The sequence below is a fragment of the TM7 phylum sp. oral taxon 349 genome (assembly GCA_018127705.1).
Classification (GTDB): Bacteria; Patescibacteriota; Saccharimonadia; order Saccharimonadales; family Saccharimonadaceae; genus Saccharimonas.
The window spans coordinates 377525-401917 of record CP072328.1 but is presented as its reverse complement, the minus strand read 5'-3'; the positions used below and the strand labels follow the sequence as shown (position 1 = coordinate 401917).

The 24393-nt window shown below is 48.2% G+C and carries 24 protein-coding genes, 2 tRNA genes and 1 pseudogene; 2 read left to right on the top strand and 25 right to left on the bottom strand.

From position 1 onward, the window contains the following. Positions 1-27 precede the first annotated feature (27 nt). Complete coding sequence (locus J5A52_02125; protein ID QUB37865.1) at positions 28-984, top strand: aquaporin; 957 nt, start codon at positions 28-30, stop codon at positions 982-984. Between the two features lie 57 nt (positions 985-1041). Here the strand turns inward: J5A52_02125 and J5A52_02120 are convergent, their stop codons facing one another. The 18 genes and pseudogenes from J5A52_02120 to J5A52_02035 form a co-directional block, all read right to left on the bottom strand. Next, positions 1042-2109 carry a DNA recombination protein RmuC gene (locus tag J5A52_02120; GenBank protein QUB37864.1) on the bottom strand — a complete coding sequence of 356 codons (1068 nt, stop codon included), beginning with the start codon at positions 2107-2109 and terminating at the stop codon, positions 1042-1044. Positions 2110-2131: 22 nt separating this feature from the next. Beyond that, a complete protein-coding gene (locus J5A52_02115; protein QUB37863.1) occupies positions 2132-2614 on the bottom strand; it encodes a hypothetical protein in 483 nt (160 codons plus the stop codon). Positions 2615-2645: 31 nt separating this feature from the next. Continuing rightward, positions 2646-3143: a phosphatase PAP2 family protein gene (locus tag J5A52_02110; GenBank protein QUB37862.1), complete on the bottom strand. Its 498-nt coding sequence runs from the start codon at positions 3141-3143 to the stop codon at positions 2646-2648. Positions 3144-3161: 18 nt separating this feature from the next. Continuing rightward, entirely contained in the window at positions 3162-3752 is a 591-nt protein-coding gene (locus J5A52_02105; GenBank protein QUB37861.1) for a hypothetical protein, read from the bottom strand. Further along, positions 3749-4453: a hypothetical protein gene (locus J5A52_02100; protein QUB37860.1), complete on the bottom strand. Its 705-nt coding sequence runs from the start codon at positions 4451-4453 to the stop codon at positions 3749-3751. The genes J5A52_02105 and J5A52_02100 overlap by 4 nt, the downstream gene beginning before the upstream one ends. Beyond that, positions 4438-5124 carry an anaerobic ribonucleoside-triphosphate reductase activating protein gene (locus tag J5A52_02095; protein QUB37859.1) on the bottom strand — a complete coding sequence of 229 codons (687 nt, stop codon included), beginning with the start codon at positions 5122-5124 and terminating at the stop codon, positions 4438-4440. The genes J5A52_02100 and J5A52_02095 overlap by 16 nt, the downstream gene beginning before the upstream one ends. Before the next feature lie 64 nt (positions 5125-5188). Beyond that, positions 5189-7298 (bottom strand): annotated as a pseudogene (locus J5A52_02090) (ribonucleoside triphosphate reductase). 311 nt (positions 7299-7609) lie between these two features. After that, positions 7610-7978 carry a hypothetical protein gene (locus J5A52_02085; protein ID QUB37858.1) on the bottom strand — a complete coding sequence of 123 codons (369 nt, stop codon included), beginning with the start codon at positions 7976-7978 and terminating at the stop codon, positions 7610-7612. A gap of 123 nt (positions 7979-8101) precedes the next feature. Then, a complete protein-coding gene (gene hisS, locus J5A52_02080; protein ID QUB37857.1) occupies positions 8102-9409 on the bottom strand; it encodes a histidine--tRNA ligase in 1308 nt (435 codons plus the stop codon). 557 nt (positions 9410-9966) lie between these two features. Then, positions 9967-10041 (bottom strand) — tRNA-Gln (locus tag J5A52_02075). 76 nt (positions 10042-10117) lie between these two features. Then, entirely contained in the window at positions 10118-10558 is a 441-nt protein-coding gene (locus J5A52_02070) for a hypothetical protein (protein ID QUB37856.1), read from the bottom strand. Between the two features lie 252 nt (positions 10559-10810). Then, positions 10811-11464: a tRNA (guanosine(37)-N1)-methyltransferase TrmD gene (trmD, locus tag J5A52_02065; protein QUB37855.1), complete on the bottom strand. Its 654-nt coding sequence runs from the start codon at positions 11462-11464 to the stop codon at positions 10811-10813. A gap of 376 nt (positions 11465-11840) precedes the next feature. After that, positions 11841-12236, bottom strand: coding sequence for a KH domain-containing protein (locus tag J5A52_02060; protein QUB37854.1), 396 nt, complete (start codon positions 12234-12236; stop codon positions 11841-11843). A 130-nt stretch (positions 12237-12366) separates the two neighbouring features. Then, positions 12367-12723 (bottom strand): 30S ribosomal protein S16, encoded by a 357-nt coding sequence (gene rpsP / locus J5A52_02055; GenBank protein QUB37853.1) that lies wholly within the window; start codon positions 12721-12723, stop codon positions 12367-12369. Positions 12724-12802: 79 nt separating this feature from the next. Continuing rightward, positions 12803-13528 (bottom strand): ribonuclease III, encoded by a 726-nt coding sequence (gene rnc, locus J5A52_02050; GenBank protein ID QUB37852.1) that lies wholly within the window; start codon positions 13526-13528, stop codon positions 12803-12805. Further along, positions 13529-14047, bottom strand: coding sequence for an NUDIX domain-containing protein (locus J5A52_02045; GenBank protein ID QUB37851.1), 519 nt, complete (start codon positions 14045-14047; stop codon positions 13529-13531). After that, positions 14010-14489: a transcription antitermination factor NusB gene (nusB, locus tag J5A52_02040; GenBank protein QUB37850.1), complete on the bottom strand. Its 480-nt coding sequence runs from the start codon at positions 14487-14489 to the stop codon at positions 14010-14012. Before nusB ends, J5A52_02045 begins: the two co-directional genes overlap by 38 nt. A 53-nt stretch (positions 14490-14542) precedes the next feature. Beyond that, positions 14543-14752 carry a hypothetical protein gene (locus J5A52_02035; GenBank protein QUB37849.1) on the bottom strand — a complete coding sequence of 70 codons (210 nt, stop codon included), beginning with the start codon at positions 14750-14752 and terminating at the stop codon, positions 14543-14545. Positions 14753-14899: 147 nt separating this feature from the next. On the opposite strand from J5A52_02035, the gene J5A52_02030 reads away from it, so the two are divergent. Further along, positions 14900-15415, top strand: a complete 516-nt coding sequence (locus J5A52_02030) for a hypothetical protein (GenBank protein QUB37848.1) — start codon at positions 14900-14902, stop codon at positions 15413-15415. Position 15416: 1 nt separating this feature from the next. Here the strand turns inward: J5A52_02030 and J5A52_02025 are convergent, their stop codons facing one another. From J5A52_02025 to J5A52_01995, 7 genes are all read right to left on the bottom strand, one after another. Further along, the gene (locus J5A52_02025; protein ID QUB37988.1) at positions 15417-17543 is read right to left on the bottom strand and encodes a leucine--tRNA ligase; all 2127 of its coding nucleotides are present in this window, start codon (positions 17541-17543) and stop codon (positions 15417-15419) included. Between the two features lie 669 nt (positions 17544-18212). Further along, complete coding sequence (locus J5A52_02020) at positions 18213-19481, bottom strand: hypothetical protein (GenBank protein QUB37847.1); 1269 nt, start codon at positions 19479-19481, stop codon at positions 18213-18215. Between the two features lie 17 nt (positions 19482-19498). Beyond that, complete coding sequence (locus J5A52_02015; GenBank protein QUB37846.1) at positions 19499-20779, bottom strand: UDP-N-acetylmuramoyl-tripeptide--D-alanyl-D-alanine ligase; 1281 nt, start codon at positions 20777-20779, stop codon at positions 19499-19501. Positions 20780-20864: 85 nt separating this feature from the next. Continuing rightward, positions 20865-20940, bottom strand: a tRNA-Phe gene (locus tag J5A52_02010). Positions 20941-20997: 57 nt separating this feature from the next. Continuing rightward, entirely contained in the window at positions 20998-23187 is a 2190-nt protein-coding gene (locus tag J5A52_02005; GenBank protein QUB37845.1) for an FtsX-like permease family protein, read from the bottom strand. Further along, positions 23184-23858, bottom strand: coding sequence for an ABC transporter ATP-binding protein (locus tag J5A52_02000; protein ID QUB37844.1), 675 nt, complete (start codon positions 23856-23858; stop codon positions 23184-23186). Before J5A52_02000 ends, J5A52_02005 begins: the two co-directional genes overlap by 4 nt. Continuing rightward, the gene (locus tag J5A52_01995) at positions 23839-24381 is read right to left on the bottom strand and encodes a PadR family transcriptional regulator (protein QUB37843.1); all 543 of its coding nucleotides are present in this window, start codon (positions 24379-24381) and stop codon (positions 23839-23841) included. Before J5A52_01995 ends, J5A52_02000 begins: the two co-directional genes overlap by 20 nt. Positions 24382-24393 lie beyond the last annotated feature (12 nt).

Genomic DNA, 24393 nt, shown 5'->3' with positions numbered 1-24393 from the left:
ATATATTTCAGTAAAGGAGGGATATACATGGCTACTAGAAAAGCCGCTTCTACCAAAAAAGCGACCGCCAAAAAGCCGGCCGCAGCCAAGGCAAGTAAAACGACTGTGCGCACTGTAAGCACAAGCGCTCCCAAAAAGAAAGCGCCTGCTGTGAATACAGAGCCAGTCGTCACCGTTGCTAAGCGTGAAAAAACAACCACGCTGCCGAAAAATATTATCAACGTTATTTTTGCCGAGCTGGTCGGCACGTTTATTTTGACGCTCGTCGCGTTAACATCGTTTAACGATGGCAGCATCGGCGCAATCGCGATTGGTTTTGCGCTCAGTATTATCGTTATGACGGTCGGCGCCGTATCAGGCGCGCATGTCAACCCGGCAGTAACACTCGGTTTGTGGTCGGTTCGTAAATTAAAGCCAATCCTACTACCGTTCTACTGGGGGTCGCAATTCCTCGGTGCGATGCTGGCTGTCATTCTGACAAACACAATCGCGCACAATTCTATCAACTTTAGTTTTGACAACTTTACCAGCATGGACTGGTCAATTTTCGGCATTGAGCTAGTCGGTACGGCAGTATTCTTGTTCGCACTGACCGCCGCAGTCACCCGCGAGCAACTGAGCGTAGGGCTGCGGGCGCTAACAATTGGTTTGGCGCTTACTGTCGGATTACTCAGCTCAAACTATTTGTTAAATAAAACGAAAACGCAAGCGGTCGCCGACTACCAAAAGGCTTCGCAATCGGCGAACAGCAGCAAAGATGTTGAAATTCCGCATTCAGCATACGTCAAAAGCGCAAGCCTGAACCCAGCTATTGCGCTCGCGATGACCGATCACACGAAAGCCGAATTAACAAACAGCTCCGCGTCGGCAGGCGAAGTCAGCAAATCGCGCTTCACGCTTGAATCGCTGCTTGGCGCATTGATTGGCGCGATGGTCGGCAGTAATTTATACTTGCTCATTGCAAACAGCAAAAAGAACGACTAGCCGCCACATTACTTTATTACAAATCCCTTCGCTTAGCCGGAGGGATTTTTATTTTTATCAATCACGCACACTCGGGCGATCAATCAACAGCGGCTCAACCGCCGTGTCGCGTCCGGTAATCTTCACGACATCCTTATCGACTTTGCCGAATTCTTTATATGCATTGTTGTAATGATTCACCGTCGTACCAAGCGAGTTGCCGAGCTTATTCATATACTCGTCGTACTTCGCAATATGCTGTCCTAATTTACCGACACGCACTTGAATATCCTTTGCCTGCTCTTCAATTTGCAAACTGCGCAAACCCTGCAATACTGTTTGCAAATATGCCATGAAACTCGTCGGGCTAACAATGATAACATGCTTATCGCGAAACGCGTATTCAATCAAATCACGCGAGCTGCCGCCACTACCGACGTTATTAATCAACAAATCATAATACAGCGATTCGCTCGGGATGAACATAAACGCAAAATCCATCGTACGCTCGCCCGGGCGGATATATTTGCTCGTTTCGTCAATGCGCCCTTTCAAATCGGCCTTTACTTTCGTAAGTAATTGTTCGCGCTCTTTGCTGCTGGCGTTAATCATACGGTTGTAATTTTCCAAACTAAACTTGCTGTCAATCGGCAAAATCCGCCCTTTGTCAAGCAAAATCACTGCGTCAACAATTTCGCCGTCCTTAAACTTATACTGCGTCTGATACTGCCCGGGCGCAAGCACATTTTCGAGCACGCTTGATAAATAATATTCGCCAAATACGCCGCGCTGCTTTGGATTTTGCAAAACATTCTGCAGCGTCTTCAAATCAGTCGCCACATCGACGACGCGCTTGTTTGTTTCGTCTAATTTCGTCAGGCGCTGCGTGACGTCTGCGACTAATTTCGCGCTTTCACTCAGCTGCTTTTGCACCGATTGCTGCGTTGCGAGCTGCGAACGCTCTAGCTTGTCGCCCATGGTCTGCTGCAGCGCCGCAATTGACCGCGACAGCTCCACGACATCGCTCTTTACTAATTCAACCGCACTTTGCTGCGTGAGTTTGTTAATCTTTTGCGCCAGAATTATTAAGCCGCACGCCAAGCCGACAATGACAATGATAGGCAAAACAATAAGAATAAGTTCCATGACCTTATTATAGCACTCAAGGCTATAATACGATGATGCAGCGGATAATCACCGCGATCACAATCGCCGCCACTGCCGACAGAATAAACGAACGAATGCGCGCAATCCACGCGAACAAACTGTACGCCAAAGCGCCGACCGCTATCATGCCGGCAAGCGCCCAATACCACGGCAGTACTGCCACAATCGACTGGATGCCCCACAGCGCCAAAATCGCCGCGAGAATAATCAATAGCGGACGATACACGCGAATATGAGCCAGCACTACCACGGCAACAAACGACGCAATAAATGCTGTTGTGATCGCCGCATACGTTGCCGCCTGCCCGCACGCTGTGTTCGCCTGATCGCGGCACAGCACCGCTTGGAATATATACGTATGGAACAACACGTACAAACCAACGCTCAACGCGCCTATCACTGCACCAATCGCACCGATCCGCGCCAACTCGCGCCACGTCATCGGCACAAGGTTTGATCTCGTTTCGCTCGCCGTTTCATTCATTACTATATTGCTCCGCTCGGTTAACTTTATGCTATTTTACTACATTTTTGCGTATTTTACTAGATCTATTCATAATTTTATCAACGCCGTACCACAACGACCCGACGCACGCAATAATTACACCGCCCGCTACATCAAGCGGCGTATGTACAAGCGCCGCCACGCGCCCCACACTAATTATCGCCGCTAAAACGACCAACGTTATTCCAAGCCGGCGATTACGCGTTCCATACCAAACAGCGAGCGCTAAAAACATCGTGAAAAGCGCGTGATCCGACGGAAATCCTGGATTATTCAAATATGCCGCGCCCGGCTCCGCGCCAATCAGTTCGAATGGGCGCAGTTGTTCAGGCTGCCACAATAGCCCCGCTACCTTTGCCAACGTATACGCCGTTGCGCCCGCCATCAAAATATAACAATACCGCACATATCGCAGCCGGTTCGGCACGCGCCAAACAAGCGCATAGAGTGATACAAGCACGACCGGAATCATCAGCCAATCAGCAACAAAGCGGACAAGAAACTGCATGGCTATAGTATAGCGCGCTTACGAACGTTTTGCCACTACGCCCGCAGCTTGCGTGGCGCGCTTGCCGAGCGTGCGGCAAAACGGCTCAACAAGAACACGAACCATTTCTCCGAGAAAAGAATTTTCCTTCCCGCGGGACTGATTTCTTTTCACCGATCGCACCTTCTCCTGCTGTAATTTATTTTGATGCATTTTCTGCCGCGCGCGCGCGGTTGCCTGCTGCTCGCGCTGGCGTTTTAGCTGCAAATCACGCTGCTGTTCGGCGCGGCGCTTTTTTTCTGCTGCGATTCGTTCTAATTGCTTTTGTTTCTCTATGTTCTGCTTCTGCGATGGCACGCGGTGCAAATCAGTCGCGAAAACCATGTTTCGCGAATTATCGTTAAACTGTTCTTTCGTACTCGGCAAATATTCCCCGCCGCCTGAATCGCTCTCCATGTGCTCAACGACCGCTTGGCAATTGTCGTCATTCACAATATCTGGACGCTTCAAGCGTGCCGCCTGGCATAAATTAACGAGCGGGCAAGCAGCGCATTTCCCCATATTTACCGCCACCCGCGGATTGACCCGCGGACGCTTCTTTGTTTCCATTTTTTCAAAGTTCTGTTTCATTCAAAAAATGTCTCCGTGCTAATACTGCCGCCATCCACGCCGCGCTCAACTAGCCCGCGCCACATATCACGCACAAAGTCCGCAGATCCGCAGACCAAATACGCGACTTCATTTGGCACCGCGCTCACGCATTGGTCTAGGTCGATCCGACCCTTTTTCATATTCGCCGGCACGTCGTGCTGCCTAGTAATGTAATGGTAGATCTTTACGCTGCGGTGCGCTGACTGGCACGCGTTCAGATCGTCAAAAAACGGAATAGAATCGACCGTTTTATTGCTAAAAAAGAGCTGTACCCGCCTGTTCGTATTGCAGCGTAATTCGTCTTTAAGCACGCTCCATATTGGGGCAAGCCCGCAGCCTGCGCTGATACACGCCAGCGGTTTCATCGTCTGCGGATTAAATGTCCCGTATGCTTCGGAAATCATGAACGAATCGCCCTCACGGAGCGCATGCAATCGCCCAGAATACTCGCCAACCTTTTTTACCGTAATGCTCAGTAATTTTTCATACGGCGCGCTCGACAAGCTATACGCTTTGCCTTCCGGCGTACTGCTTTGTTCGAAAAATACCGTGATGTACTGTCCCGCTATATAATGAAAATCCCGCCCCGGCACCGTGAAAAAAATCGTCGCTATGTCGTCCGTTTCACGCTGAACGCGTAAAACCTTTGCCGTTAGCCACTCCATCAGCGCACCACGCATTCTGCCACGTGTCGCAGCATAATTTGTTTCGCTTGTTCCATTTCATCCGGCGAAAAACTCACGCGATCGCGAAACTGCGGACTGACAAGCGTCGGACCAGTCAAAAAATATTGCAACGCAAACCGCTGCGCGCCATCTACTAGTTCGCCGACCGCCCCAAAATCATCAACCTCCAACTGTCCTTTCACGATAGTCGTCCGAAACTCATGATCAATCGTTTTTATCAGCCGGATTGATTCTTTGATCGCATCCAGATTCACTGGTCGAGCAGCGATTTGCGAATACTTGCTCAGCGGACCCTTCACATCCATCGCGATAAAATCAACCAAACCTTCCGCCAGAATATCGCGCAGCATATCCGGATGCGTGCCATTTGTATCTAACTTCACCCGAAATCCCATATTCTTGCAGTGACGTATTAAATCCGGCAGATCATCGTGCATCGTCGGCTCGCCGCCGCTAATAAATACGCCGTCTAGTTTGCCGCGCCGCGACTCCAAAAACTCAAAAATCTCATCTTCGGGAATGCCGCCTGCATATTGCTCTGGCAACACTAGTTCGGGATTATGGCAGTATCCGCAGCGCATATTGCAGCCAACGGTAAACAATCCCGCTACTACATAGCCCGGGTCGTCTACTGTACTAAATTTCTGTACGCCACCGATTACCATTTCCGCTACCTGTATAGCGTCTCGGAATGCGGTAACTAAACCGTATTCCGAGACACCGCCTCTCCTACTTTTTTACTACTTCAACCACCTTATCATAGTGTTCGCGCATCGCAAACTCAGCCTGCTTACCCTTGTTCCATTGCTCGACCGGGCGCAAGAAACCAACTACGCGCGAATATACTTCGCATGGCTCGTTACACTTCGGACAATGCGCCTGCTCGCCAAGCAAATATCCGTGATTGCGGCAAATGCTGAAACTTGGACTAAAGGTAAAATACGGCAAACGGTAATTATCACAAATCTTCTTCACGAGTCCTTTAAGCGTTTTTGCATTTGCCATGCGCTCACCCAAGAAGAAGTGAATCACCGTGCCGCCTGTATACTTCGTTTGCAACTCATCCTGCAAATCAAGTAATTCAAACAGGTCGTCAGTATAATTAACTGGTAAATGCGTCGAGTTAGTATAAAAACGGATGCTCAACCGCCGCACCGATACCGTTCGCGAAATGCGCCGTTTCTGGAAAGTCCGCTTTATCAATTCGCGCCAAACGGTACGTCGTGCCTTCAGCTGGCGTCGCTTCCAAATTATAGTTATTACCCGTCTCTTTCTGAAATTCAACCAAACGATTGCGCATATAATCAAGCGTGCGCTCCGCAAATTCTCTGCCCGTATCGCTGCCAATGTCCGCGCCGAGTAAATTCAGCGCCGCCTCATTCATGCCGATCAGCCCAATTGTCGAGAAGTGGTTTTTCCAATATACACCGAACCGCTTCTTGATATCACGCAGATAGAATTTCGTATACGGATAAAGATTCTTGTCAGTCAGAACTTCCAGCGTTTTGCGTTTCACTTCAAGCGACTCCTTCGCCTTCTCCATCAGATAGTCAAGACCCTTGCGAAATTCTGTTTCATCTTTTGATTTCAGCGCCAAGCGCGGCAAATTAATCGTCACTACGCCAACCGAACCAGTCATCGGGTTACTGCCAAACAACCCGCCGCCGCGATATTCTAACTGGCGATTATCAATGCGCAGGCGGCAGCACATGCTACGCGCGTCTTCCGGACTCATGTCGCTATTGACGAAATTGCTAAAGTATGGAATACCGTACTTTGCACTCGCTTCCCACAAATTCTCAATCACTGGATTATCCCAGTTAAAGTCCTTCGTGATATTATAGGTTGGAATCGGGAACGTGAACACACGCCCGCTTGCGTCGCCTTCGGTTAAGACTTCAAGCAGCGCGCGGTTAAACATGTTCATCTCTTCTTGGTGATCGCCGTAATTCGTATCTTGTAATTCGCCGCCGATCACCACAGGCTGCCCCTTCATATAGCTCGGGCACTCCAGGTCAAGCGTAATGTTTGTAAACGGCGTCTGAAAACCAACGCGCGTCGGCACATTCACATTAAACACGAATTCCTGCAGCGACTGCTTCACCTCGTCGTACGACAACTTGTCGTATTTGATAAATGGCGCAAGCAGCGTATCAAAGTTACTAAATGCTTGCGCGCCTGCCGCCTCGCCTTGCAGCGTATAGAAAAAGTTGACAACTTGCCCGAGAATCGCACGAAAGTGCTTCGCCGGTTTGCTGGAAATCTTGTTTTGCACACCTGTGAATCCGCTGCGCAGCAAATCCTGCAAATCCCAGCCCACACAGTACACGCTCAGCAAATTCAAATCATGAATATGCATATCGCCCGAGCGGTGCAACCGACCGATTTCCGGTGTGTAAACCTTATTAAGCCAATATGTTTTGCTAACTTCGCTCGCGATGTAGTTGTTTAAGCCTTGCAAGCTATACCCCATATTTGAATTTTCGTTCACACGCCAGTCAAGCCGCGATAAGTACTGATCCATCAAGTCAAGGTGCGCCGCATCGGTAATTTCGCGCAGTTTCTTATGCTGATCGCGATAAATAATATATGCTTTGGCGGTTTTTTTATAGCGGCTGCTAAGCAAAACTTCTTCGACAATATCTTGAACCTGCTCGACACCCGGCACTTTTTCCGTTAACTCTTTTTCGGCGCGCGCCAATACTTTTTTCGTCAGCTTGTCTGCTTCGGCTTCTGCAAACTCGCCCGTCTCAAGTCCAGCGCGCTCAATCGCCGACATAATCTTGCGGTCGTTGAATTTGACCTTTCGGCCGTCGCGTTTTTTGATGTAGTTATACATACCCCTCCTTGTATAATTTTAAGCGCACAAAACGAAACACCAACGACGTCAGCGCACTTCTACTTATTATTTATTGTTTGTTTATATGATACCGCCGATCGCCCTCCAGAGATACAGCGAAACGCTATATATAGCGTATGTATTTCATGATAGTATACTATATATGCTTATGTCAATTCTTGAAATTAATAATTTTAGTAGCATAACACTAGCGATAGCGTCTCATTCATGTTTATATACGCTATTTATGTTGTTGTATACAAAAGTTGCCCGAAAATCATTAATTTCCGAGCAGTTTTTTTGCTAAAAGACTACGCTGCCACGCGGACTGCGCGCGCCGTCATATACGCGTCAATCTTCGCTCGCGACCAGCCGCGGCGCAATAATTCGTCGCGCAATCGCCCGAATAACGCCAAGCGAAACGCCCGCGTCGAACCAATACCGCACTCGCGTACGATCTGTGCAAATGAACGCGTACGACTCATCTGACGAAACGTGAGCGCGCTAATCCCCAAAATCTCTGCGCGTAGTTCACCTTTGCGATCATGAACCGCTAGTAATTTATCAAATTGTGATTTGCGACGCTGCCGTGGTACGCCAAGCTGGCTTACCCCAGGTATCGCAGAAGCAACCGCCGTCACCACCATCAGTGATGCAATTGTCTTGGTGGACATTTTCATGTTGTCGTCCTCCTTTCGTTTTTAGCATGAGCTTTGCTCATACCTCAAGTATACTACGTGAAAACGCGTGAAAAGAAAGTGGTTTTTGCAACAGATTTTTAGCAAAACTCAAGCATAAGTGTCTTACGCTTGCAACAGATCGCAAACATTGCGCACCGACATGCGCCGATTCTCGCCCGTCTGCATATCTTTTAGCGTTACATCGCCCGCCGCTGCTTCATCTTCGCCGATTAGCACTGCATAGCGAACGCCAAGTTTGTCGGCATATTTCAGTTTCTTGCCGGCTGTAACATCATCAACGTACGTCGTCACCGGGCACACCGTGCGCAGTTCATGTGCCACATCAAGCGCACGCGTCAACTGTGCGGAACTAAGCGGCGCCACCATCACGCGTGCAAGCGTTTGCTGCGCCGGCTTAACAATCCCCGCTTCGCGCAATTTATAGAACAACCGCGACAGGCCGATCGAGATCCCCACACCCGGCAACGATCGCTTGGAATAATTCGCCGTCAGATTATCGTACCGCCCACCCGAACACACGCTGCCGACCTCCGGGTGGTCGTTCAAATTAGTTTCGTACACCGTACCAGTGTAATAATCCAAACCGCGTGTAATTGTCAGGTCAAGCTTCACGCGCCGCTCCGGAACATGCATTGCACGCAGCGCTGTCAGCACGTCATGAAGTTCACGCGCACCCGTCTGGAATTGTTCGTTATTGATGTCAATCGTCTCAAGTTTGCGTAGAATTTCGTCATTCTCACCTTGAATCGTGATAAATTCCAATAAGCGTGCGACTTGTTCGTCGCTGCAACCGGCATTATGCAACTCAGCCATCAAATCACCACGGCTGATTTTTTCAATTTTGTCGATAATCCGTAATACGTCAGTCGCCGCCGCACCCAAACCAAGTTCGTCAAAAAATCCATTTAGCACTTTACGGTTATTGATACGGATCGTAAATTCGCCAAAATCAAACTGCTCGAAAATCTCATTGATGATCGCCGGAAATTCTGCATCCGCTATTGAACTATCACTGCCGATCATGTCAATGTCGCACTGATAAAATTCACGAAATCGCCCCGCCTGCGCCCGCTCTGCGCGATACACTTTGCCAATTTGATAGCGCCGGAACGGAAATGCCAATTCACCCTGATGCTGTGCAACGTAGCGCGCAAGCGGCACAGTTAAATCAAATCGTAGACTCAAGTCATTTTTACCACGCTCAAACCGATAAATTTGTTTCTCGGTTTCGCCGCCACCTTTTGCGAGCAGTACCTCGCTCAGTTCAACATTAGGCGTATCAAGCGGCGTAAATCCATAATGCTCATATGTTGTTCGGATAATAGCCAGTAAACGATTAAACTCAATTTGTTCCGCCGGTAAATATTCATTGAAGCCACTCGGCAAGCGTGGTGCTGTAATCGTACTCATAGTTCTATTATGTCGGGATTAGGACAATTTGTCAAAAGATAGCGCTACAATTGCCTATCTTTATCCCGCAAAGACTTATACTTAAAATAGATCGCCAACGCAACCAAAAATACTGCTATAAAAAACTCAAACGTATGCAGCCACACATTCGAGACTTTGCCGCTTGATCCAGCCTCCATTGATGTCTGTATAGAAATCGATGACACCACAAACGACGCGAATAAACAAACGTAGCACAAGATTCTGTTTTTCATCATATTTGCATAGCCTTAAGCCCTGTGTACTATCTTACAGATATTATTTTATCATCCAATTACAGGATGTATTTGCATTTTTGTACCGACTCCCAAAAGCTATACGAACAGGGCACATTAAAATCATCGCTGGCTAGACTTTTCGCTATTGTCTACACGTCGTTAAGGAGAAAGTTTCCGCTAGAGAGTGTTATACTGTCGCGCCTACATCGTTGCGCCGTTCTCTCCGCAGATAACTCCAAGCTTTTCTGTACAAAAAATCAGTGGCGTTTTACCACTGATGGTCCTTCATCATATTTCATTTGGCTGGGGATGAGGGATTCGAACCCCCGAATGCTGGGACCAGAACCCAGTGCCTTACCACTTGGCGAATCCCCAATACACCGATACTGGCTCAAAATGCCAAATGAAATACGACAAGCTCTTTAGATTATAGTACCTTTACGCCAAAAACTCAACTCTTTTTACGACACTCTACTGTGCAGCAGTACATCACCACCGCAAGCCACACGGTCGCAACAGCAGCACCGCACACCGCTGGTGTCGCCGGTAACTTCGCACCGAATAGGCTAACGCGTCCATTGCCAACGAAGCTGAGAATAATCCAAATAAACGGCGCAAGCACCGACAACATACCGGAAATGCGTCGAACAACGTCCGACAATCGCATAGATAACAAAAACGGTAACGACAACAGCTCGACAATGACAATCGTGACTGCAGCGCGCACCTGCACATCACTCGACAAGCCACTAAACGTGCCAGGAAACTTTTCAAACGCAAACAGCTGTAGCACAAGTACCGCAACCGTCCACCACGCCAAATAAAACGCAACATAATTCGCCCGTGTTGTAAAAAATTCTTTTGGAAAAATGCTAGCTATAAACTGTTTCACATCTTTAGTATACCGTTTTTCCACATGATTTTTTCAAATTTGTCCAAAAAATACTTGCCATGCGCTGCAATTCCATGTATTCTACAGATAGCGAAGTTACAAAAAACAAACACCAAAACTTGTATCGATCGCTCTCCGATATATCCACCACAACAACCCAAATACCCTGCTTTTTGCAGGGTATTTGGGGTTTCTGAGAGCACACGCAACTTACAAGACTCGGCTCCCAATGCGCACTGAACCGAATGGCTCCTATTCTGCCTTACGGCTATGCTCTGCACGCCATTTAGCAATATTGCCATGATGGCCACTCAGCAGCACCTCGGGAACTTTCATGCCGCGCCATTCTTCAGGGCGCGTGTACTGAGGAAACTCGAGCGTTTCACCATCGCTAAAGCTTTCAATTGCCGCGCTATTTTCGCCACCAAGTACGCCCGGGATAAGCCGCACAATGCTATCAATAATCGTCATCGCCGGCAGCTCACCACCTGTCAACACATAATCGCCAACGCTTAGCTCTTGATCGACAAGTGCCATAATCCGTTCATCATATCCTTCGTACCGGCCGCAGATAAAGATACATCCGTGATCTTGCTCACTATATTCTTGCGCAAGCGCCTGCTTCCAACGCATACCACGCGGCGTCATGATGACAACTTTTGCAGTTGAGTCGTTTTCTTTCGCTTGCTCAACCGCTCGCCATAACGGTTCAACCATCAGAAGCATGCCGTCACCGCCGCCATATGGCGTATCATCAACTGTTTGACGCGCACCAATTCCAAACTCGCGCAGATTGATTGTTGACAGCTCAACATAACCGTCTTTTTGCGCTTTCCACATCATAGAGCTGCCAAAGACACCAGTAAACATCTCAGGAAATAAGGTGACAATTTGGAATTTTCTCATAATTTATAGTATAGCAATATTTGACTAAAGCGTCTATTTATATTCTTAGTGTGATTGCGCATATGCTTGCTTCATTGTTATATATGAGTAACGTTACTTGTATAATTTATTTTATAACTATGTTTGTAAAAATATACATAATATTATAAATTATGCACTATTACTTTCATCAAATGATTCCTGCACCTCTTGCAAGCTGTGCTACAAAATAAAACCCTTGCCACTTTCACAACCAACAAAAAAGCCACTCCGCTGAATAGCAAAAGTGACTTTCTTGCACAAATAAGTCTCTCAAACCATTTGTTGGTCTGCTCGCAATAAGAGCAATTTGTACGTTTTCTCGCAGTTCAAGGTTCTCGCATGAACTTACTTATGATTATATATCAAGATCGTCTAGTTCCGCAAGCTCTTCGCGCGACTTTTTTGCAAATTCGCTTGGCTCATCAGTACTGTTTTCCACAGTATCAGTAGTTGCGCCATCCACAGGTTCTTCGCTTGACACATTCGCTACTGTTTCGTCCAGGTTGTCGTTGTTGACAATTTTCAGGTTGTAGCGCGCGCTATTCTTCGTTCCAAGTGCACGCAGCAGTGTCCGCAAGCTTTGCGCCGTACCGCCGCGGCGACCAATTACACGACCTAGATCTCCAGGATTAACCGTCAGCGTCAACAGCACACCTTTCTCGTCAACGATACGGTCAACCGATACATCGTCTGGGTGCTCTACCAAAGATTTTACGATATATTCTACAAATTGCTGGTCTATTGTCGACATATGCCCTCATGCCTCCTTTTTTTCGGTCTTACAGGTTATCGTACTTTTTCAGTATACCACGGAACACAAGCAAAATAAAAAGCCCGCCGTTATAGACTCTGGGCGAGCTTTTCACGCTTCACTTCCTAGGCTAAACTTCGGCAACCTCAGACTCTTCCGCAAGATCTTCTTTTGGCTGATTCTTACGCAACTTCTCGGCGTTTTTCACCGCTCTCGTTTTGTTACCTTCAAACTCTTTTACCCAACCCGGCAGCTTCACGCCAGCACTTTTGAACAACTTGACGACACGCGGCGATGGCTGCGCACCATTATCCAAATATTTTTGCGCTAATTCAACGTTAATATTTGACTCTTTAGTGTGCGGATTGTAGCTGCCAACATACGCAACCACGCGACCGCTTGACGGATGACGCTGAGCTTCTTGTACTGCTAACCGGTATACCGGATAAGCCTTGCGACCGAGACGTTGCAAACGAATTGCGAGCATAAATGTAATATTCCTTTACTTCACTTTACAGGTTTACTCTTTTACTTCCTAGACATTCTACCGGATTTTGTGATAAAAGTCAATCTAACTTAGCGCTATTTTGCTTCGCATAGGCTTTAAGCGCCGCCCTTGCTGCTTCTTGTTGTGCCGATTGTTTACTTGATCCAATCCCCTTGCCCATCAACCTATCGTTTACATATGCGCCAAGTGTAAATACTTTATCATGATCTGGCCCCTCTTCAGATATAACCTTATAAACCGGTGTCGCGCTATCAACCTGCTGGCTAATTTCTTGTAGATGACTTTTCGGATCGCGCCACGAACCATCGGCAAGGATTTTATCAAGTTTCACAATCGTATGCTTTTGTATAAATGCCGCTGCGTCGTCGTAGCCTCGTTCTAAATAAATCGAACCAATTACCGCTTCATACGCATTTGCCAAAATCTGACGCCGCGCCCGATCTGAACCATGTTTCTCACCCTTACTCATGCGAATTAGCGCTTCGTATCCCAATTCTTTACCAGATTCCGCATTGCTAATCGTATTCACCAATGCCGCACGCCAACTAGTCAGAATCCCCTCCGGCTCGCTGTAGTGCTGAAACAAATAATCGGTCACGACCAGTTCAAGTACTGCATCGCCCAGAAACTCAAGCCGCTCATTATGCTCGCTTACCGATTTACGGTGCTCATTCACATAGCTGCGATGTGTCAAAGCGGTAATTAGAAGTTGAATATCATTATATTCAAATCCCAATTTCTGCTTCGCCCAGTCCTGATATGGTCCTGTCGGCATGCCTGACATTTATAACTTCTCCTCTCGTATACGTGTTTTTGCCTTTAACATTAGTTTTGCAATATCTTCATATTCAATTAAGTCGAGAGCTTCATTGAACGGAAACCACTTGATACCTTTCATCCAATCCTCTTTTTGGATTTCATCTCCGCTTGTACGAACACGTACTAGATAAATTTGCGTCGTCATCAATACGAGTTTATCAATTCGGCGATATCGAAAATAAATTTTACCGAGCCATCCGAGCATATCAACATCATGCAATCCTGCCTCTTCGCCAATTTCGCGGCGTGCTGTTTGCACTGCAGTCTCACCCTCTTCAATATGCCCTTTCGGAATCGTCCAGCGGTCTTTAGCATCTTGAATCAATAAGATTTCCAGTCCATTGACGCCGTGGCGAAAAATCACGCCACCGCTTGTCGGCTCACGCACAATTTCTTGAATCGACGCCGAACGCGAACGCGTCAAATACCTGCGGATGTGATCGAATCTATTTTTGCTTTGCTGCTTCTTTGGCGGTTTCGTCATTATCCGATGCCCCTTTTACCAGCGTGCGATACGCCGTGCCGAGCACGCCATTCACAAACCGGCTTGAATTATCGGAACCAAACGCTTTCGCAAGCTCAACCGCTTCGTTGATTGCTACCTTTGGTGGCACGACGTCGCTGCGGTATAGCAATTCGTACAGGCCGATTCGCAGCACCGTGCGGTCAACGCGCGCTATCTGCGAAATTGGCCAGTCTGGCGCAATCGGCTGTAGCGCCGCATCAAGCTCCGCCTGCTTATCAACGACACCGTCTGCAAGCTCTTTTACAAACGTAACGTCGTCAATCGCTGATTCGTACCGAACAATATCGCGCGCAACAATAGCCTCAAGCGTATCCGATGTGTCGCCCGCTTGCGTGCGGACTTCATATTCATACAGTGCCTGCAATGCGACAATTCTACCCAGATGCCGGTTTGATGCCATACGCGTCAGTTCCTTATTTAGTATTTTTCCTCTTAAAATAAGACTCTGTTAACTTACTTCGCAGATTTCGACTCCGCTGCTTTTGCTAGCTTGCTCGTTTGGCTGTTTGCTGGTTGCGCCACCTGTGCGGTTGTCCGTTTATTCTTGCCGACATACACGCGCACCGGCGAGGTGCGGTTAACGCGCTTCGCGAGTTTCTCGACCAAGTGGCTGCGACGCAGACCAGTCTTGCGAGGACTTGATTGCTTCTTTGGCTGTGCCATGAAATATTCTCCTTCTCTCGGATTTCTTGTATAAACTTGAACTGTATTATACGCGAAAGTGATGTTTTTCTCAAGTTACTTGACTAATTTACCATTTTTTATGATAAAACATTGACTTTTTATTATGCTTATGTTATTGTAATATCTATGAATACATCACATGAACTATCCAACACAGAAAAATCAAAATCAACCGCAAACCGCGTCCTAAAGACAAGCGCTGAGATTGCTGTTCTCGCCACGCTGGCAACGGGGTTAGGAGCGTGTAGTAGCGAGACAGAAGTTGAAGCAAAAGAGCCGCTATCACCAGAGACACAGGTTGCTCAAATTGTTGATAATTACATTAAAGACCCCGAAAATAACCCGTTGCCCGAGGGTGTTGAGATCGTAGAAGTAACTATAAAGGATGGCGATGGCTCCCAAAGCGCTGGTGAAAGGATTATAGCTGAGCAACGAAAATCGGGCAATTTTTCTAGCGCTGATGCTAACAATGCACGAAGTACTTCAGCCGCTACGTCAACAAATCTATCAAGCAGCATAGAAGGCGACGGCAAAGGCGCTATGCACCCTGGAGATACAGCTTATGTAGCCGTCGGACGCATAAATGGTGACGAACTCATAGATGTCGCGAATTTACGATTAGAGCGAAAGGCTGAGGATTAGGCTAAATTACTATACTAATTAGCTTACCTTTCACATAAATCACTTTCTTCGGCTCGCCCACAACATAGCGTTTGACACTTTCGTCGCTCAGGGCGAGCTGTTTGATTTTATCTTCGCCCGCGCTGGTTGCTACCTGTAATTTGGCGCGTACTTTACCATTGACTTGCACGACAATCGTCATCGTGTCCTGCATAATTTTCGCATCGTCAAAATCTGGCCAATCAACAAAATCAAGCTGCGAATCATGCCCAAGCTGCTTCCACAGCTCAGCAGCCATATGCGGCGCAAAAGGCTGCACGAGCTGCACGAGCGTCTCAAGCGCCGACCGCCACGCAGGTGAAAAGCCCTCAGTTTTTAGTTTGTACAGATCATTTACATACTCCATCAGAGCGGCAATCGCCGTATTGAAGCTTAAGCGATAAATATCGTCGGTAACCTTTTTAATTGTTGCGTGCGTCAAACTATCAAGCTTTTTTACGTTTACTTGCGCTGATTTATCGCTTTCGTCGTATTCTTGTACAAGCGTCCACAAACGATTCAAGAATCGATACACGCCAGCGATGCCGCGGCTCGACCAACTGGAGTTCTCAGTAATTGGCCCGAGGAACAACTCAAATGTACGAAGCGCATCGGCGCCATAGCCTTGATCAATAACATCAAGCGGGTCGACAACATTGCCGAGGCTTTTGCTCATTTTGCGCCCATCCTCAGCTTGAATTAGCCCATGATACACAAGTCGCTTAACCGGCTCGGCAAATTCTGTCAGTCCGAGATCGCGAAAGACGTGCGTCCAAAAACGAACATAGAGCAAGTGCGCCGTTGCATGGTCGCCACCGACATACATGTCGACCGGCGCCCAGTAGTTAACTTGTTTCGTACCCCATGCGCATTGATCATCGTGTGGATCTGTGTAGCGTAATAGGTACCACGAGCTACACGCATAACCATCCATCGTATCTGTTTCGCGCATTGCTGGACCGCCGCACTTTGGGCAAGTCGTATGTACCCAATCTTCCTGCGCCGCCAATACAGATTTACCGTCGCCGCGCGGTACAAAATCGTCAACATCTGGAAGTAGCACCGGCAAATCATGCTCCGGTACAGCTACTACACCGTCAATCGGACAATGAACGATCGGAATTGGCGCACCCCAATAACGTTGGCGGCTAATTAGCCAATCACGCATCTTATATGTTGTCTTAGCGCAGCCAACACCTTCTTGTTCCAACCACGCAACAATCTGCTCGCGCGCGTCTTCACTCCGTGCGCCGTCAAATGCGCCAGAGTTTACGAGAATCCCCTCACCATGATAACACTGTTCAGTACTCGCGTCGTCCTCAGGACGCTCAATGACTTCAACGACCGGTAGCTCAAATTTCTCTGCAAATGCAAAATCACGTTCATCATGCGCCGGTACGCCCATCACTGCACCCGTACCGTAACCGCCGAGCACATAATCAGCTACCCAGATCGGCATTTTTTCGCCATTCGCCGGATTGACCGCGTAGCTGCCAGTGAAAACGCCTGTCTTCCCCTTGGTGTCATTCGTGCGATCAATTTCAGTTTTTTTCACCGCTTCGTCAATGTATGCATTTACTGCCGCCTGGGTATCTCCGTCCACTAGCATTCGCGCCAGGGGATGCTCAGGCGCAAGCACTAGATACGTTGCGCCAAAAATCGTGTCGGGACGCGTCGTGAAAACGGTAATTGGCGGAATATATTCAAAATCGTATACCGCAACTACGCTATCTAGCGTCACATCATTACCGTAAAATTTCTGAAAATCAGCAAGCTTCTCACCATTGTCGTGATAGCTCTCATGTCCAGGCATATTGTTCGGCACCTTTTTAAGCGGCATTTTCTGAACATTCGTAATTTTCGCATAACCAAACGATTCTACGACATTACCATCGCGCGACATAAGTTCGGCAACATCGCCCGCTGCAAGATTTTTTGCCCCCAAGCGAATCGTATTCGTCTTAGCACCAGCCTTGATTTTCTCTGCTAGCTCAGGCGTAAATTTCAGCGAATCAGACGGCTTGCAGTCAATCAGGAAATTCACCTCCGCACCCTCGCTTTTGCCGATCCAGTTTCGCTGCGCTATTTTAATTTTGTCCGGCCAATCCATTTCGGGCAACTCGGCGAGTAATTCATCAGCGTATGCTGTAATTTTGAAGAACCATTGCTTCATCGGCTTCTTGATAACCACAGAATCACAGCGCCAACATTTGCCGTCAATCACCTGTTCATTCGCAAGCACTGTTTTGTCTTTTGGGCACCACCACTGGAGCGAATCCTTTTGATACGCAAGCCCGCGCTCAAATAACTTCGTAAAAATCCACTGCGTCCACTTATAATACGCTGGGTCGCTGGTATTGATTTCGCGCGTCCAATCAATACTTGCACCAACGCGCTGCAGCTGATTCTTGAAGTTCGCAATATTTTCGGGTACAGTTTGTTTCGGCGACCTGCCTGTTTTAATCGCATAATTTTCCGCCGGCAATCCGAAGCTGTCCCAGCCCATCGGATATAATACGTTATACCCAAGCGCCCGGCGAAACCGCGCAACCGCATCAACGATGGAGTGCTCCAAAAAATGCCCTGCATGCATGCCTGCGCCGCTTGGATACGGGAACATACCCGTGATGTAGTATTTTGGTTTATCGCCAAAGTCAACAGCATGGCAGCGGGCATCATCCGCCCAGATTTGCTGCCACTTCGGCTCAATTTCAGATGGATTATAGCGTTTCATTAGCTATAGTATATCAGATTTTATGCTAATCGGCAGAGGATAGAGCTAACTGCCATAGCTTGACGACGCCGAAGAACTGCTTATATTCATTGCCTCATTAAGACGTTTATTCCATTCGTCGGCATGTATCACTTCCGAGTCATTCGGCTTCGTAGTCGCCACGCCTTTCGAGAAATCAAATTTAGTGTGGCTCTTCAGCGAGAACCGTGCGTCAGGTCCGCCTTCAATATCAAGCGCACGCAGTTCATGCGACCATGGCGATATCCACATTGTAAATTTCGTTTTACTGCGGCCGATCACTGAGTGTGAAGGTGTAGGATGAGTGTAGTTATCGTCTGCATCGTCCAGCACTGCAGAGAGATTATCATGCGTCGATGGGTCGCAAGCTTTTATATCCTGCGCAATCGCCGTATGTGCGAATGCCTTGTTGAATTGCCGCCATGTCACTGGTTCAATCCATACCGTATACCCGACATTGTCGTCCTTTGGCTGCGCTATACTTTCAATCATCACAAATGGATATTTGCGGTAAGTACTCACGATTTCCCTACGTTTTTTACTGTCTTTAAGGCTACGCTTATAGACATTTTGTACACAGCGCGCCCGTTCTGCTGCGCGCTGATTATTCTTGTATAAATCATTAATCTCGTATTTCACCCACTTATTGCTCGCTTTTTCAAGCTGATTTTTAGCGGACGCCGGCAATTCTTTACCGCCCGTAAATACACTCAGCGCTTCTGCGAGATTTTTAACTTTGAAATATATCGTGCCGTCGTCAGTCATGAGTGCAGACGCTTTCACTGAAATATCACGACCATCAATACTCATTTGTAGCGTAGCGTTAGCATCAACGCTTGGCGACGAATTCATGCCGGTATCAAGCGTTAACTTTTTGAGTGAAACATTTTTCGTGCCTGCATCATATTTATAGTCCATGGTTATCTCTGTATGCGTCGAAAACTTTTTCGCTGATTGCAGTTTCGTAATCGCGTCAAGCACGACATTTTCGGGACGTTGATATATTGAGTACGCCAGCACGCCGCCGCAAATCGCAAGCAAAAACAACACGCCGCCCGCGATACAGCCAATAACAATAAGTATTAACTGCGACGACGATGTGCGCGGCATGTATGGCATAGGCTGCTGCGGTAATGCCGGCTGCAATGGCTGCGGCACTGGCTGAGCGGGCGCCGCGGTTTCTGGCAATTCCGCGTTAGCTATTGCCTGCTCTGCGTTCGTGCCGGCAGTTGATCGTTCTACATCTTTCTTCTTCGCGCGTTTCTGCTTCGGTTTTGATGATTCTTTCTCTTTCACCACAATGCCTGCTCCTCTTACTTAAATTGCTGGAAAAACGCTTCTTTTTTTGCCATCCACTGCGCATCTTGGCGGACAAGTTTAACATCTTCTGTCATATTACACAATACTTTTACGCATTCTTCCAGATAAATCGTGTCCTGAGACCCCTTCACGAGCACAATCGCATTTCCCTGCGTCACCGAACGCACGAACTCGCCTGCTTCAATCGCATTCCGCGCAATGTGAACTTGGCAACCGCGCCGCCGCGCCGCGGGAGCAATATAACGTTCAGACTCCGGACCAACAGTAACTACCCAGGCAAGTAAATTCGGATCGCACATTGAACCAAGCTTTTCGTGCTCCATTTGGCTACTTGCGCCAAGTTCGCGCATATCGCCGAACACAACAATACGTTCAGCAGCATCGTCAAACGAATAGAGTGTTTGGAGCGCTGCGGCGGCAGCGGCTGGACTTGAATTATATGTATCATCAATCACCGTAACACCGCCGATCCCGTGCAGAATATTCATGCGCCCCGGCACAGGCTTGATCATGCTCAAGCCGCGCACGACTTCTTCGGGCGCAAACCCAAACATAATTGCAGCAGCAACCGCGCCCATAATCGGACGCAGGCTGTGCTCGCCCGCAACTTTGATTGTCGCCGGAAATGAACCGTACTCCGACGCAATAATCGTACCCTCATAACCGACATCAGCATCAAATCGCTGCGGCTCAAACCGAAACTCAGCGCTGCCAGACGTACCGTACGTACTGAAATTTGGATTATTGATAAGATCCGCAAACCGCCCGTCGATATCATCGCGGTTGATGAGTCCGACTTTTGAAAACGACAACACCGACAATTCTTCTTGCGCCACTGCCTCAATCGTGCCAAAGAACTCCATATGCTCTGGCGTCACCGCAGTCACAAGCGCAATATCCGGACGCAAATATTCGCCAAACGCTGCCATATCGCCAGGATGATCAACGCCAAGTTCTTGGACGATAACATCAACATCAGTTGGCTGCCGAATCCGCCGCCGCGCCGCACGGAATACGCCGAACCACGAAAATGGATTTTTCAACTTCGTTGGCAAAGCAATACCGAGAATCGCGAGCGGTACCGACACTTCAGAGTTATGATTGCCTTCGTGCATGCGTACGCGGTAACGCTGTACGAGCAGATCGCCAAGCGCACGCTTCGTGCTTGTCTTGCCAACACTGCCGGCAACAACAATGAGTTTAATTTCGGGGTGATACGCAAAATAGTCAATGACGTATCGCTTCATTTTCTTCAGGACATATTTTTTGAACATATACTTATGATACCGTATGTGGTAAAAATACGAAAATAAAAGCAAAAGAAAAACACCCTCTAGACCATCCTAGAGCGTGCTTTTCTGGTGGCTCCTACTAGACTCGAACTAGTGACACAAGGCTCTTCAGGCCTCTGCTCTACCAACTGAGCTAAAGAGCCACACCTCCTCTATTCTACTAAACTCTCTTTGTTTGCACAATAGAGGAGAGCGTGCCATTATTCTGTCCGGTTTTCCTCAAGCGATGTTATCTTCTTAATCATCGGCAACACAAGATAAACGCCAACGGCTGCTGCCGCAAGCAATCCGCCAACGATACAGTAATATGTCGACGTAAGCGTTGGTCTAACTGTGTTTGAAAGCGACGACAAGAATATGGTTGAGACCCATACCCCCAAACCAGCTGCCACGAGCGATACGCTTACGAGCGGGATAAGCGACTCAATCATCACAATCTGCTTTAATTGTCCGATCGTCATACCGCCGAGGCGCAGTGTCAGGAGCGAACGCCGGCGCTCCAGCAATCCGCCAATTGTCGATACAATCATACTGCAAACCGCTACTGACATAGTCAAACCGATACCAGCATATGCCATTTCAGCAAAACTTTTAACCACCGGACTAATATGCGGCTGCTGCGCGTACGTGCCGCTGATAACATAACGACTCGCGGTTTGCGAACTATTCTCTGCAATAAGCGTACGCAGCGCGTCGATATTGTCGTTGCTATTCAATGCCACCATATACGTTGACAGTGTCGCGCCTTTATCAACAGCATCGACCGTTGCAACCGTTTTAACCACCTTGTTGTTAAAATTCACCACCGCATACTCTTTATTATCTGGACAAATGTGGCGCGTATACACAGGCAACACATGGCATGGAATATATGAACTGTCATCTTTGCGGTAAATCTTTTCGACCGACTTCACATAGTTCTGCGAGCGTAATAGTTCAGTTAAATCGCCTGCCGCTGGCTCGATCACCACAAGCGCAGCATCTCGCTTGAGCTGCGAGTAGCCGTTGTTATTAACAGCATCAGCGTTCAGCTTATCAATGCCGCCAACCGTCGTGAGGTAAAAACTACCCGCAAAGAGTGCTAAAACCACGCCGCTCACACTACGGAACACCTGTTTTGATTGACCGGAAATTCGCTTGCCTGCGATAAGTGTCGACGGACGTGCCGTGAAGCGGGCGGCAACGCGAGACAATATATATGTTAGCCACGATCCTGCCAGAACCAAACCAAACATCACAAGTACAATACCGCCCATCAACGCCAGCATTGGCATCATAGCATCATCTGCACTTTTTACCCATTTTACACCCTCCGGCAGCGTCATCCAGACAAAGATACCGAGTCCAGCGAGCAATGGAATTACGCGCCATAACCGCGGTTTTTTCGCGACTTTCTGCTTGCGCGCCACACCAAGCGGCGACGTTTGCACGTGGCGCATACCCCACCAGTTTGCCGCCAGGCTAAGCACGAGTGTCAGACCGACAATCAACGCGTATTGCCCCCAGCCAACGACCATGTCCTGCGACATAAAACGCATATCGTCAAATTTATATTGCTGCAAGAGAGGCAATGTTGCTAGATACGCCAACGAGCCGACAACGACTCCGGCGAGCGTTGCGATAAATGATTCAAACAAGAGAATCTTCGTCACTTGGCGCCGCGTACCGCCGATTAGTCGAATTGCTGCGTAACGCTGCTCGCGCTGCGCACTTCCGAGCTGCGTCGCAACCGCTATAAACATCACGATCGGAAAGAGTAAAACCGTACCGCCAACTGCAATAAGCGCTAATCCTACCGCGCCAAACCCCGCTCTCATACCGCTCGTGTCAAATTTATACATGTCAACAAACATGCTCTGTCCATAATCATCTTTTGCGGCTGCTTCATCGGCATTCGCCCCGCGAATGACAGACAACGAGTCGGGCGACGATTCAAGCGATGCCGGAATCGTTCCCAAATACTTTGTACCATAGCGTTCACCGATACGATCCTCCGGACGCTCTTTGGCGATTTTTGCCAACGCTTCCGACAAATAATACTCGCCCGGCGCCGGCGTCTTTATTCCGCCTGGCAACTTCAGCGCATGATCTCCTGCCGCATAGACTGACATTACATCAAACTCTTTGTCGTGCCATTTGTTGAGATTACCAGGCATATACAATGACGCCTTTAACGGCGACACACCAGGAATTGGTTTTTGATTATTCTGCTTAGCATTAAATACCGCAAAACGCCAGTCGACATGCTGCGCACGACCCATCAAGCCGTTCGTACCTGCCGTCAGTGCCAATAGAACAAAAAGACCAAGCGCGACTGCCGCCGCCGTCAGACTGAGGCGCCCAATTGATTGGCGGCCAGATTTTTTGAACAACAGCCAACTGATACTCATTTTCGCCCTCCAGCAATTTGCCCGTCGCGAACAATAATCTCGCGATCGGCATAGGCGGCAATCGTCGGCTCATGCGTCACCATAATGACCGTCGTGCCATTATCTTTCGCGGTTTTGATAAACAACTCCATCACCTTCTCGGAATTGAGCGAATCAAGCGAACCAGTTGGCTCATCAGCAAACAATACTTTCGGCTCAATCACCATCGCCCGCGCAATCGCCGCCCGTTGCGCTTGCCCGCCCGACAATTCGCCCGGCAAACTCTCCTCTTTACCATTCAATCCAACCTTATCAATCCACGTATTAGCACGCCGATACGCCTCTTTACGGTCAACGCCGTTCAGCAACAGCGGCAACGCCACGTTATCATGAACTGTCAGTTCCGGCACAAGCTGTCCGAATTGAAATACAAACCCAAAGCACGTACGGCGCAATTTAGAGCGCTTATCGTCACTTAGTTTATCAATGCGTTTTCTATCAAGCATAATTTCACCGCTATCCACACTGATGATTGCCGCCAAGCTATGAAGTAACGTCGACTTGCCAGAGCCGCTTGGACCCATAATTGCCAGCACTTCGCCTGGAAGCACGTCAAGCGATACGCCGCGCAATGCATGGGTTTGCCCATACGACTTTTTGATGTGTTTAGCGCTAATTATTGGTTGATTCATGTAATATTTCCTCCTTTAATTTCATTAAGCGCGAAATCGTCAACTCGATCCAGCGCAGGTCTGCTTCTAAATGATATAGCGCATAATCAATCAATAGCATGTCTGATAAACTACTGTCGCGGCGCCGGTTTGTCAGCTCGCGCATTCGCTGAACATGCGCTTTCCGCTGGTTGTCGAGGTATGGCGCAGCATCGCCGTCTTTCAAGATTGCTAATACTGTTTTGACATACATCGTCGCTTGCAACTGCGGAGATGGCGCTTCAGGTGATTCTAGCCAGGATTGTAAGTCCTTTTCACCTTGCTCGGTGATAGCGTAGCGAACCCTGTCCGGACCGCCCGATTCGCTCGTGTCGGCGATTTCTTCTACCTTATTATCGCGCTTCAACCGCGCGAGCGTCGAATAAACTTGACCCGCCAAAATTGGCTTGTCCTTACCGAAATACCCATCGTACTTCTTCTTTAGCTCATACCCGTAATTTGACTCTTCCGTCAAAAATCCGAGCAATACATACTGTGCATTCATAACTTAACTATA